The 12,565-nt window shown below is 56.7% G+C and carries 11 protein-coding genes; 1 reads left to right on the top strand and 10 read right to left on the bottom strand.

What is annotated here, in order from left to right:
- Positions 1 to 33: 33 nt before the first annotated feature.
- A complete protein-coding gene (locus H1D41_RS16960; protein WP_228850039.1) occupies positions 34 to 711 on the bottom strand; it encodes an HdaA/DnaA family protein in 678 nt (225 codons plus the stop codon).
- Positions 711 to 1,814, bottom strand: a complete 1,104-nt coding sequence (locus H1D41_RS16955; protein ID WP_228850038.1) for an AI-2E family transporter — start codon at positions 1,812 to 1,814, stop codon at positions 711 to 713. Before H1D41_RS16955 ends, H1D41_RS16960 begins: the two co-directional genes overlap by 1 nt.
- Before the next feature lie 352 nt (positions 1,815 to 2,166).
- Here H1D41_RS16955 and H1D41_RS16950 point away from each other — a divergent pair, with 352 nt between their 5' ends.
- Complete coding sequence (locus tag H1D41_RS16950; RefSeq protein ID WP_228847690.1) at positions 2,167 to 2,478, top strand: hypothetical protein; 312 nt, start codon at positions 2,167 to 2,169, stop codon at positions 2,476 to 2,478.
- 202 nt (positions 2,479 to 2,680) lie between these two features.
- Here H1D41_RS16950 and H1D41_RS16945 read toward each other — a convergent pair whose 3' ends face one another.
- From H1D41_RS16945 to xdhA, 8 genes are read right to left on the bottom strand one after another with little or no spacing between them, the layout of a single operon-like run.
- A complete protein-coding gene (locus tag H1D41_RS16945; RefSeq protein ID WP_228850037.1) occupies positions 2,681 to 3,754 on the bottom strand; it encodes a BMP family ABC transporter substrate-binding protein in 1,074 nt (357 codons plus the stop codon).
- Positions 3,751 to 4,524: an ion transporter gene (locus H1D41_RS16940; RefSeq protein WP_228850036.1), complete on the bottom strand. Its 774-nt coding sequence runs from the start codon at positions 4,522 to 4,524 to the stop codon at positions 3,751 to 3,753. Before H1D41_RS16940 ends, H1D41_RS16945 begins: the two co-directional genes overlap by 4 nt.
- A gap of 11 nt (positions 4,525 to 4,535) precedes the next feature.
- Positions 4,536 to 5,468, bottom strand: a complete 933-nt coding sequence (locus tag H1D41_RS16935) for an ABC transporter permease (protein ID WP_228850035.1) — start codon at positions 5,466 to 5,468, stop codon at positions 4,536 to 4,538.
- Complete coding sequence (locus H1D41_RS16930; protein WP_228850034.1) at positions 5,468 to 6,547, bottom strand: ABC transporter permease; 1,080 nt, start codon at positions 6,545 to 6,547, stop codon at positions 5,468 to 5,470. Before H1D41_RS16930 ends, H1D41_RS16935 begins: the two co-directional genes overlap by 1 nt.
- On the bottom strand, positions 6,544 to 8,109 hold the full coding sequence (locus H1D41_RS16925; protein WP_228850033.1) for an ABC transporter ATP-binding protein: 1,566 nt from the start codon (positions 8,107 to 8,109) through the stop codon (positions 6,544 to 6,546). Before H1D41_RS16925 ends, H1D41_RS16930 begins: the two co-directional genes overlap by 4 nt.
- Complete coding sequence (xdhC, locus tag H1D41_RS16920; protein ID WP_228850032.1) at positions 8,106 to 8,879, bottom strand: xanthine dehydrogenase accessory protein XdhC; 774 nt, start codon at positions 8,877 to 8,879, stop codon at positions 8,106 to 8,108. Before xdhC ends, H1D41_RS16925 begins: the two co-directional genes overlap by 4 nt.
- Positions 8,876 to 11,161: a xanthine dehydrogenase molybdopterin binding subunit gene (xdhB, locus tag H1D41_RS16915; protein ID WP_228850031.1), complete on the bottom strand. Its 2,286-nt coding sequence runs from the start codon at positions 11,159 to 11,161 to the stop codon at positions 8,876 to 8,878. The genes xdhC and xdhB overlap by 4 nt, the downstream gene beginning before the upstream one ends.
- On the bottom strand, positions 11,158 to 12,561 hold the full coding sequence (xdhA, locus tag H1D41_RS16910) for a xanthine dehydrogenase small subunit (protein ID WP_228850030.1): 1,404 nt from the start codon (positions 12,559 to 12,561) through the stop codon (positions 11,158 to 11,160). The genes xdhB and xdhA overlap by 4 nt, the downstream gene beginning before the upstream one ends.
- Between the last annotated feature and the right edge of the window lie 4 nt (positions 12,562 to 12,565).

Raw genomic sequence — 12,565 nt, 5'->3', positions numbered from 1 at the left:
CTCCTGACGTCTGAATGTAACGGTTTAATGACGTTATGCGCCCTCATGCGCAATATTGTCCAGAACTTCCCCGGCCAGACGCAGACCAATGGGTTTGCCACGTGCCAGGGCTTCCTGATCCAGGGCCTGCACAAGCTGCTGCACCGCACCCAGGCTGCGATCCATGCGTTTCACCAGGTAATCCACCACGGGCGCTTTCACATCAATGCCGCGATCCGTGAACAGTTTCACCATCACCTGCATCAGCAGCATATCATCCGGCGCATCAATGCGAATGGCCGGTGTGCCCGCCATCCGGCTTTTCAGATCCGGCAGGGCGATGGGCCAATGCGTGGGCTCTTCCCGGCCCGTGATCAGCAAGGGCTGGCGATTGGCCAGCGTCAGATTGTGCAGATGGAACATCGCGCGCTCCAGGTAAGGGTTGCCTGCGATGTCTTCCAGATGCTCAACAACCAGCGGCGCGCTTGCCAGGGCTTCCACGTCCGCTGTGTTCAACCGGCGGGCATCGGTGATCACCGCCTCATTATCCTGCGCCCAGACATGGGCCAGATGCGTCTTGCCACTGCCGGCCCCGCCAATCAGCGCAAGCTTGCCCGCAGGCCAGGCCGCAGGGTTTTCCAGCGCGGCAAAGGCCACGGCATTGCTGTCGGAAACCAGAAAATCATCCCGGCCCATGGCCGGAGCAAGAGGAAGATCAAAGCTAAGCTGCATTATGCCTCGTCGCTGTCCTCAGCCGCTTCTTCAGGATGGGTCAGCGCATAGCGCTCATGCCCCTGATACAGGAGGCTGTCTTCATACTGGCTGATGACAAAACGTACGATCACACCAATAGAGGCGGCAACAGGCACCGCAACCAACATGCCGACAAAGCCAAACAACGTGCCAAAGGCAGACAGGGCAAAGATCAGCCAGACCGGATGCAGCCCCACGGATTTCCCGACAAGTTTCGGGGTGATCACATTGCCTTCCAGGACCTGACCAACGGCAAAGATGCCTGCGACCAGACCGATAGACCACCAGTCGCCCCAGAACTGAAACAGCGCCAGACCAATCGCCAGGGCCCCGCCGACCAATGCGCCGACATAGGGGATAAACGTCAGCAGGCCCGCGATGAAACCGGCCACAATGCCGAAGTTCAGGCCAACAAACATCAGGGACACCGCATAGAATGTACCCAGCACCAGACAAACCGTGCTTTGCCCGCGGACGAAAGCCGCAAGGGTGCGGTCAATCTGACTGGCAATCTGACGGATCACCGGGGCATGGTCACGGGGCAGCAGGCGATCCACCTGTTCCACCATGCGATCCCAGTCCAGCAGCAGATAAAAGGCCACAACCGGCGCAATCACCAGCGGCACGACAATATTCACAACGCCCTGGGCTGAGGACAGCAGCGCCTGCAGGATTTCCCCACCGCGTGCCTGAACAACTTCGCCGATTTTCGCAAGCGCGGTGCTGATCGGCCCGCCTTCATCCATGATTCCGGGGAACCTGTTGCTGAGGAAGGTTTCAAGCTGCATGAACAGCTCTGGCGCGGTTTCCACCAGTGAGATCGCCTGGGTGACCAGCATCGGGATAACGGTGAGGGCGACGATCAGGAACATCAGAATCGCACCAAGCGAGATCACAACCGTGGCGCTGACCCGGGACAGGCCTGCCTCTTCCAGACGGTCTGCAACCGGATCCAGGAAATAGGCAATTGCACCGCCCAGAAGGAAGGGCATCATGACGTTTCCGATGTACCACAGAGCAATCAGAAAAACGGCGCTGGCAATGCCCCAGTATTTAAGCTGGCTTTTAACTGGTAATCCCACAGTGAATCCTTTCGCGTCTATAGCCTCTGTATGCGGGGCGGATGGGGGGGAATGCAAGCCTGTCGAACCTGTCAGGATGTCTCGGGTGATCTCTTACCAAATCCTGAACGCCGCGTTCCCCGTATATGCATAAGATGTGCATAGAAAGTGCATACGTTGTGCATGCGATATTCCGTCGAATTTATCTGTTTCAGCTGCTCACAGATTGGTGTGCATGTGTGAACATATAAAACGCAATCCTCACGGTTCTGTGTCTTGAAGGTGATCTGAAGCACCCCCAAATCAATCACATCGGAAGCACAAAGACTTCCTCCAAAATTCGAAACACCCAGACCCTTGAAAGGTTAACGCTATGAAAACTGTAATCGCATCCATCCTCGCCCTGACTGTTGCTGCTCCTGCTTTTGCTGGTGCCAAAGATGTTGAAGCTCACTTCGCCCAGGACAACACCGGTATTGAAAGTGTTGTTGTTGAACGCTCAAGCCCCGTCACTGCAGAAGCTGTTGAAATCTTTGCAGACCTGGCGGCTGAAGCCGGCACTGGCATCGAGACACAAGCCAACCCATCTGTCGGCGCTACCCTGTCCTCCAAAGGTGGTGTGAACCCGGTAGCAGCCGCATGGTTCGCAGGCCAGCTGGCATCTGAGAATGCATCTGACCGGTAAGGTTAAAAGTTAATAACTTTGATGAAACGAAAAGGCCCGGAGAAACCTCCGGGCCTTTTTGTATTGACATAAGGGTATTGAAAATAAAAAGTTTTCCGGTTTTCCGGTTTTCCGGTTTTCCGGTTTTCCGGTTTTCCGGCAAAAGAAAACGCCCCGAACCAACTGGCCCGGAGCGTCGAAAAATTCAACAGGATCAATAAGATCAGTTCGGAATGTCGCCTTCAACGCCTTCGACATAGAAGTCCATACCCGCGAGTGTTCCGTCATCCGCGGTCTCACCCTCAGCCAGCCAGACAGAACCGTCTTGCTTGTTCAGAGGACCAGTAAATGCGTGGTATTCGCCGGACACGATAGAGTCAGAAATCGCCTGTGCTTCTGCCTGAACCTCAGCTGGAACGCGGTCAGAGAATTCACCGATCTCAACCATGCCTTCTTTGATGCCATCCCAGGTGCTTGTGCTTTCCCATGTGCCGTCGATCACAGCCTGGGTGCGCGCGATATAGTAAGGCGCCCAGTCGTCGATGATGGAAGACAGACGTGCTGTCGGGCCGAATTGTGCCATGTCAGATGCCTGACCAAACGCCATGATGCCGCGCTCTTCCGCGATAGTCATTGCTGCCGGGGAATCTGTGTGCTGCATGATCACGTCAACGCCCTGCTCGATCAGAGCAGTCGCCGCATCCGCTTCTTTCGCAGGATCAAACCAAGTGTACACCCAGACGATTTTGAACTCGACATCGGGGTTCACTTTTTGTGCATGGATGTAAGCAGAGTTGATGCCGCGGATCACTTCCGGGATCGGGAATGACGCGATGTAACCAACCTGGTTGGTTTCGGTCATATGGCCGGCAATGGTGCCCAGAACGGCGCGGCCTTCATAGAAACGTGCGGAATATGTCGATACGTTATCAGCGTTTTTATAACCGGTGGCGTGCTCAAACTTCACATCCGGGAATTTCGCCGCAACGTTGATGGTCGGGTCCATGTAACCGAAAGAGGTGGTGAAGATCAGGTCATGACCGGACAGCGCCATCTGTGTCAGAACACGTTCTGCGTCCGCACCTTCAGGTACGCTTTCCACATAGGATGTTTCAACGGCGTCGCCAAAGTGTTCTACCACAGCAAGACGCCCCTGGTCGTGTTCATAGGACCAGCCAAAGTCACCGATCGGGCCCACATAAACAAAGCCGACTTTCAGCGGATCTTCGGCATAAGCCGCGCCGCCAAGGCCAAGCGCAAGGGTTGCGCCTGCCAGAATGGATTTAACAGATTTCATTGATCTCTCCCGTGTTGGTCGTCAGGTTCAGTTTTATTCTTCTCTTCATCGCGCAGTGGCCGCAGATTTGTCTGCGTTTCAAGCAACGCGGTGGTGATGATCGCCGAAGGCACGGCAACGATTCCCAGCCCTATGAATAGCACAATCGCGGTAAAAAAACGCCCGCCGGTGGTGATGGGTACCATATCCCCGTAACCCACTGTGGTAAACGATGCAATTGCCCACCAGAAGCTTTCCGGGATTGAGGTAAAGACATCCGGCTGGGCGTCATGTTCAAACAGATAGATCCCGACCGAACTGATATAAAGCATCACGCCTGACAGAATGCCAAACACGTAAAGTTCGCCTTTCACCAGATGCAGGGCGTCGCGCAGGCGAAACAGGATCCGTGAGGAATGGAACGGCTTTAACATCCGTAAAATACGCATCAGGCGCAGGGTGCGCACCGCCTGCCAGTGCGGGTTCAGAAGAGCCAGGGCCGGTGCACAGGACAGAAGATCAATGATGCCCCAGAAGCTGAAGATATATTTCAGCGGTTTTGGGGAACAGATCACCTTCAGCGCATATTCCAGGATGAACACGCTGAGAATAAAGACCTCGAACTTCCACAAAAGGCTTCCGGCCCAGTCTGGCAGGCCCGGCACGGTTTCAAGCGCGATGGCAACGGCGGACAGGCCGATCAGCACATTCAGCCCGGTTGAAACCGTATAGCCAACCGTGGGGTGGCCGCCGTCAAGGATCAGAATGATGTCCTGCCGTGTCAGCGCCACTGTCTTACCCTTTAATGCGTTGCGTGGAATTGCTTGCCCAGCGAGGCAGGCGCATTCATCGCGGCTTTGTTTTTATCTGCGGACATGATCACCAGAACGACAATTGTGATGACATAGGGCGACATGGACAGATATTCGACCGGGATACTAACGCCCGCGGCCTGAAGGTAAAGCTGCAGGAAGGTCACACCACCAAACAGCCAGGCCCCCAGCAGAACGCGCCAGGGCTTCCAGCTTGCAAAGACAACAATCGCCAGCGCAATCCAGCCCGCGCCTGCGGTCATGCCTTCGGTCCATTGCGGTACACGCACCAGCGACAGGTAAGCCCCGCCAAGGCCTGCACAGGCACCGCCAAACATGATCGCCAGCAGGCGGATGCGCACTACCTTATAGCCAAGTGCATGGGCGGCATCGTGGTTTTCACCAACCGCACGCAGGATCAGACCAGCACGGGTATATTTCAGCACGGCCCAGACGCCCGCGACCAGAGCAATGGCAAAGTAAACCATCAGATCATGGCTGAACAGGATTGGCCCGACAACGGGCAGATCAGACAAAACAGGCAGATCCAGCTTTTCCGTGGATGGTGGTTTGATGCCTGCATAGCTCTGCCCCAGAAGGGCAGAAAGCCCCAGACCAAACAGCGTCAGTGCAAGACCGGTCGCCACCTGGTTGGACAGCAGATATTGCGTCAGCAGGCCAAACAGCAGGGACAGAACCGCCCCGCCAACGGCTGCTGCGACGAACCCCAGAAACGGGCTGCCGGTGTTCACAGCAATCATGAAACCGCAGATCGCGCCGAAGATCATCATGCCTTCGACACCCAGGTTCAGAACGCCGGCTTTTTCAGCAACAAGTTCGCCAAGTGCGGCCAGAAGAATAGGTGTTGCGGCGATCATCATGGTGGTGATCAGCACCACCGGGTCAAAAGAAGAAAGATCCATTACGCTGCCTCCCGTCCGAAACGTATTCTGAAGTTTGTCAGCACATCCATTGCCAGCAGGAAGAACAACAGCATCCCCTGGAAGGCCTGAATTGCGGCTGCTGGAATGGACAGCTGCAGCTGCGCCATTTCACCACCGATATAAGTCAGCGCCATCAGAAGCCCTGCCAGCAGAATGCCGATTGGGTTCAGGCGGCCCAGGAATGCCACGATAATCGCGGTGAAACCGTAACCGACGTTGAATTTATCGGTGATCTGGCCTGCGGGACCGGTGACTTCAAACAAGCCCGCAAGGCCAGCCAGCCCACCGGAAAGCCCCATGCAGATCACAATCAGCAGGTTCGGGCGCACGGATGCGAAACGTGCGGCACGCGGGCTTTCGCCCGTCAGGCGGATCTGAAAGCCCAGGATATGGCGGCTTAACAGGATATAAGCTGCAATCACCGCGATAAAGGCGGCGACCACGCCCCAATGCATGCCGGTGCCTGCGATCAGTTCCGGGTTTGAGGACGCGGAATAATGCGCAAGGTTGCGCGATCCCGGGAAGCCATGGCCCTCTGGGTTTTTCAGCAATCCGTTCGCCATGGATTTCAGGATTTCCTGGGCGATATAAACCAGCATCAGCGAGGTCAGGATTTCATTGGTGTTGAATTTCGTCTTCAGGATCGCCGGGATCATCGCCCAGAGCGTCCCGCCCACGGCACCCGCAATTACCATCAGCGGGAAGATGATCCAAAGCTCTGCAGGATAAAACGCAAGCCCCACCGCCGCGCCGAAAATCGCGCCCATAATATACTGGCCCTCAGCGCCAATATTCCAGATGCCGGCCCGAAAGCCCAGAGACAGACCAATCGCAATCAGGATCAGCGGCCCGGCTTTCACCAGCAGTTGCGGGCGGAAATAATCCGCGAATTCACCAAGAATCGGATCCCAGAAAATCAGGCGGATCGCTTCCACCGGGTCTTTGCCCAGGGCGGCAAACATAAAGCCCCCCGCGATCATCGTCAGCAGAACCGCCAGCAAAGGCGCAGCCAGAGACCACTGTTTTGAAGGGGTTGCGCGTTTTTCAAGCCGGATCATGATGTGGCTCCTTCATGATGTTCATCCGGGTGGCTGTGTGCCACTTCCATCCCATGGGCCCCGCCCATCATCAGGCCGATTTCATCCACTGTCAGGCCGACCGCCGGGCGTGCATCTGACAGGGAGCCTTCATTCAAAGCCGCAAAGCGATCAGAAATTTCCATCAACTCATCCAGATCCTGGCTGATCACAATGATCGCCGCCCCGCGTTCTGCCAGATCCAACAGGCTTTGCCGGATTGAGGCCGCGGCAGAGGCATCCACACCCCAGGTCGGCTGGTTCACAACCAGAACATCCGGGTCTTGCAGCACTTCGCGACCGACAACAAATTTCTGCAGGTTGCCACCGGACAGAGACCGCGCCGCATTTGTTGATCCTGGCGTGCGTACATCGAATTTCTTGATGATTTCCCGGGCAAATTCACGGGATGCGCCCCAGTTCACAAAACCGGATTTCGTCAGATCTTTACGCACAGCCCCCGTCAGCAGAGCGTTTTCAATCAGGCTCATATCAGGTGCCGCAGCGTGGCCCAGGCGTTCTTCGGGGGCCGCCAGGATTGCAAGTTTGCGCCGTTCATTCGGGGACAGATTGCCCACGGCTTTGCCATGCACTGTCACGGCACCCTGATCCGTCTTTGCCTCGCCGGAAATCGCGGCCAGCAGTTCATCCTGCCCATTTCCCGCAACCCCGCCAATGCCCAGAATTTCACCGGCGCGCACTTCCAGACTGACGTTCTTCAGGCTGGTGCCAAAGGGGTTTGGGCTGTCCACGGACAGATCAGAAACCGACAATACAACCTCGCCCGCATCTTTGGCCGCGCGTTCCGGCACGTGCAGAACCTCACCCACCATCATTTCCGCCAGTTCACGCGCAGATTTTTCGCGGGGTGTGCAGCTGCCCACAACCTTGCCCAGGCGCAAAACCGTGGCCTCATCGCAAAGGCTGCGGATTTCTTCAAGCTTATGGGAGATATAAAGAATTGCGGTGCCCTCACGGGACAGCTGACGCAGGGTTTCGAACAGAATCTCAACTTCCTGCGGTGTCAGAACCGATGTCGGTTCATCCATGATCAGAAGCTTCGGATCCTGCAGTAGACAACGGATAATCTCCACGCGCTGGCGTTCCCCGGCAGACAGATTACCCACGGTCGCATGCGGATCCAGCGGCAATCCATATTCTTCGCTGACCTCTTTAATCTTTGCTGCCAGATCGCCCATCTTCGGCGGCTTTTCCATGCCAAGCGCAATATTCTCCGCCACGTTCAGCGCATCAAACAGCGAGAAATGCTGAAACACCATCGCAATGCCATCGGCACGTGCAGCCCGGGGTTCAGAAGGTTCAAACCTCTGCCCGCGCAGGGTCATTGTGCCGCTGTCGGGTTTCACAAGACCATAGATCATTTTCACAAGGGTGGATTTGCCCGCGCCGTTTTCCCCCAGAAGCGCGTGAACTTCGCCCTCACGGATGTCAAAACTGACGCTGTCATTGGCCACAACGCCGGGATAGGCTTTGGTCAGCCCGTCCAGATGCAACAAAACCGGTGCTTCGCCCGTGTCACTCATGATGCGATCTCTCCCTCTGTGCCTGTGGTTGTGTCCACAGATGTTTCGTTCCCATATGCCAGCAACTCGCCCGCAACACCAACAGCTATTTCTGCCGGATGTTTCCCTAAAGCGGGGTTACCAATGGGGCAACGGATGGTGCTGATTTTTGCGGCAGTATGTCCCGCCTCAAACAGACGTTTCTGAAACCGCGCCCATTTTGTGGCCGACCCGATCACGCCACAACTGGTGAACCCATGGTTCAGCAACGCATGGCAGAGTTCCAGATCAAGCGCGTGATCATGGGTCAGGATGATGTGATGGGCGTTTTTGGGTGTGTGTGGCACAAGCTGTGCCGGGTGTTTTGCGATTGCCGGGGTGATCCTGTCTGGCAGGTCTTCTGGCAGACGTTTTGCGTCAAAATCCACAAGCGTGATCTGAAATCCGGGCAGGGGGGCCATAACGCGGCAGATGGCTTCGCCCGTATGTCCCGCCCCCCAGATCCAGAACGGTGCTCCCATCTGTTCTTCAATCAGGCTGTCGGCGATGAAATCCAGAACAACGGTGCCGCCACAACACTGACCAAGGTTGGGGCCAAGAGGTATGGTCTGGCGGCTTTGTATTTTGCCATCGGCCAGCATCTGTCGCGCGATCTTTGCCGCTTCCCATTCCAGCCGGCCACCACCGATGGTGCCGTCCTGATGGTCCGCAAACACCCGCATAGAGGCCCCGGCCTCACGTGGCGCAGATCCCATGACCTGCGCCACAGTCACTGTGATCCAGTCACTCATCCGCGCGCCCGTTTCACAGCGGCCAGGATGTTTTCAGCCGTCGCCGGGGCCTGAAGATCTGCGAAAGTATCACCGCAGGCAGATACCGCATCCGACAATGCCATCAGCGCAGAAATCCCGTGGTTGAACGGTGGCTCGCCCACGGCCTTGGACCGGTAAACCGTTTCAACCGGGTTTTCGTTTTCATACAGCGTGACGTTGAAAATATCAGGCCGGTCGGAACAGGCGGGGATCTTATAGGTGCTTGGCGCATGGGTGCGCAGACGACCTTTATCATCCCAGACCAGTTCTTCGGTTGTCAGCCAGCCCGCGCCCTGAACATAAGCGCCTTCCACCTGGCCGATATCCAGCGCCGGGTTCAGGCTGTTGCCTGCGTCATGCAGAATATCCGTGCGCAGAATGCGGTTTTCCCCGGTTAACGTGTCGATCACGACCTCAGTGACAGAAGCCCCGTAAGCGAAGTAATAGAACGGCCGCCCGTGCCCCTTGATGCGATCCCAGGAGATTTCCGGCGTTTTATAAAACCCGGTGGAGGACAGTGAAATCCGGTTTTCATAAGCAAGCTTCGCGCTTGCAGCGAATGTCAGAACCTCCTGGCCGATATGCACCTGATCCTCGGTAAAACGGACCTCAGATGGGGCAATCTGGTAATATTCGCCCAGAAAATCTGCCATGCGCGCGCGGATCGTATCACAGGCCGCCTGTACCGCCATCCCGTTCAGATCAGCACCGGAAGAGGCCGCTGTTGCTGACGTATTCGGCACTTTCGCGGTGTCCGTCGGTGTGATCTTGACCGCATCCATGCTGACGCCAAAGCGGCTGGCAGCGACCTGCGCCACCTTCTGAAACAGGCCCTGGCCCATTTCCGTGCCGCCATGGTTCAGGTGGATCGATCCATCCTGATAGACATGCACAAGCGCGCCCGCCTGGTTCAGATGCGTCAGCGTGAAACTGATGCCAAACTTAACAGGCGTCAGAGCCAGGCCTTTCTTCAGGATGTCATTTTCAGTGTTCCAGACCTCAGTGGCTGCCCGGCGTGTCTGGTATTCGGCATTGTCGGCCAGTTCATCCACCAGATCATTGATGATACAATCCGTGATCTCCTGCCCGTAGGGGGTGGTTTGCCCGGCGTTATCAATCATATCCGCATAAAAATTCGCGCGACGTACATCCAGGGCGTCTTTCCCAAGATCCCGCGCGATGTGATCCATCAACCGTTCCATCCCCAGCATCCCCTGAGGCCCGCCAAAGCCGCGATAGGCGGTGGCGCTTTGGGTGTTGGTTTTCAACCGGTGGCTTTCGATTGTGACATGGTCCAGATTATACGTGTTGTCCGCATGCAACATCGCACGATCCGCCACAGGCAGGGACAGATCCAGCGCCCAGCCACAGCGGGCGTAATGGGTGAATTCAACGCCCAGAATACGGCCCACATCATCAACGCCTGCGCGATAGGCGATGCGGAAGTCATGGCGCTTGCCGGTGATCATCATATCGTCATCGCGGTCATAGCGCATCTTGCAGGGCCGCCCGGTCTGCAACGCGGCCACGGCGCAGGCACAGGCCAAAGCATTGCCCTGGCTTTCCTTGCCGCCAAATCCGCCGCCCATCCGGCGGCTTTCCACACGTACCGCATGCATGGGTTTGCCGATGGCATGGGCGACTTTGTGCTGGATTTCTGTCGGATGCTGGGTAGAGGACGACACATAGATGTCGCCATTCTCGGCAGGCATGGCCAGAGCTGCCTGGCCTTCCAGATAGAAATGTTCCTGTCCGCCCATCTCAAAGCGGCCTTCAACAACGCGCGGTGCATTTTCAATGGCCGCGGATGCGTCGCCTTTTGACCAGATGCGCGGACCGTCTTCAAACCGGCTGTTCGCTTCCATCGCCTGATCAATCGTCAGAAGGGGTGTCTTTTCCTCAATCGTGATCTCACCAAGCCGCGCTGCTTTGCGCGCGTTTAAGTGGCTGTCCGCAACCACCAGAAAAATGGGCTGGCCCAGGTAATGCACGGATCCTGTCGCAAGCAGCGGTTCATCATGAATGGAAGGCGAGACATCGTTTTCAAAAGGCAAATCATCCGCCGTCAGGACCGCAACCACGCCCGGTGCGGCACGCACAGCATCCAGATTGATCGCGGTAATCACCCCATGCGCAACCTCTGATGTGCCAAAGGCCAGATGTAGCGTGTTGGCGGGCATGGGTACGTCATCAAGGTAACGCGCGGTGCCGGTAACATGCAGGCGGGCGGAATCATGGGTCAGGGATTTTGCAACGCTCATGGTGTCACCTCCAGCACAGAAACGGGTTTCCCCATCGCGTCCTGCATATAACGGCGCAGCATGTTTTGTGCCGCTTCCATCCGGTAGCTGGCAGACGCCCGCATATCGCTCATCGGGGTGAAATCCTGTGTCAGGGCTGCGCAGGCGGCTTCGATGCTTTCCATCGACCAGGGCTGCCCGATCAGTGCATTTTCTGCATGTGTCGCCCGTTTCGGCGTGCCTGCCATGCCGCCAAAGGCGATACGGACTTCAGACATCACTTTGCCATCGCCCATAATATAAATCGCCCCCAGCACGGCGGAAATATCCTGATCGAACCGTTTTGACAGTTTATACACCCGAAGCGCATCGCGTTTCTTAGGAATGCTGACCGCTTCAACAAATTCACCGGGTGCGCGGTCTTGTTTGCCATACTCAATAAAGTAATCTTCCAGCGGGATCTCGCGCTGCACATTACCATTGCGCAGATGCAGGCTCGCACCCAGGGCAATCAGCGCGGGTGGGCTGTCCCCGATGGGGGACCCATTGGCAATATTGCCACCGATGGTTGCCGCATTGCGCACCTGTTTCGATGCAAAACGGCGCAGCATTTCCCCGAAAGACGGGTAAAGATCATTGATAACAGGGCGCAGGGCTTCCACGGAAACACCGGCCCCGACGCGCAGATGATCGCCTTTGTCCTCAATCTGCTGCATATCCTGAATGCCGTTCAGAAAGGCGGTTTTTGGCAGCGCGCGCAATTGCTTTGTCACCCAGAGACCAACATCAGTCGCCCCGGCTATCAATGTGGCGTCCGGATTGGCGGCGTACCAGGTTGCAAGTTCGTCAGAGGTTTGCGGGCGGAAATGTGTTGCCGCGCCAGGGGGCTGGCTGCCCCCTGGGACCCCCGCGAGTATTTCCGGCAAGATGAAAGGTTTTGCGAGGTGATCGGGCACGGGCTGATCTGCGGCGGCCTCTGCTGCGCGGATAATCGGGGCGTAACCCGTGCAGCGGCAGAGGTTCCCGGCCAGCTGATCGTCGTAATCCGTTGCACCGTTTTTATGGGCCGTCGCCATCGACATGACAAAACCCGGCGTGCAGAAACCGCACTGACTGCCGTGATGTTCAATCATGGCGTCCTGCACCGGATGCAAGGTGCCGTCTTTTGCCACCAGCCCTTCTACGGTGGTCACGGATTTGCCATGCAGTTGCGGCAAAAACAGAATGCAGGCGTTCAGCGCGCGGGTGCCGTCGGGATCCTCAACCATCACCGTGCAGGCACCGCAATCGCCTTCATTGCAACCTTCTTTTGTACCATTCAGCCCACGTGTATTGCGCAGGTGATCCAGCAACGTTTCGGTCGGGTTCACTGTATTTAGCGAGACAGCTTCCCCGTTGAGGAGAAATTCAATCTGGCTCATATGT

Source organism: Halocynthiibacter styelae (assembly GCF_016123485.1).
Lineage (GTDB): Bacteria > Pseudomonadota > Alphaproteobacteria > Rhodobacterales > Rhodobacteraceae > Halocynthiibacter > Halocynthiibacter styelae.
The sequence above is the reverse complement of the archived record's forward strand: the minus strand, read 5'-3'. Positions and strand labels throughout refer to the sequence as shown.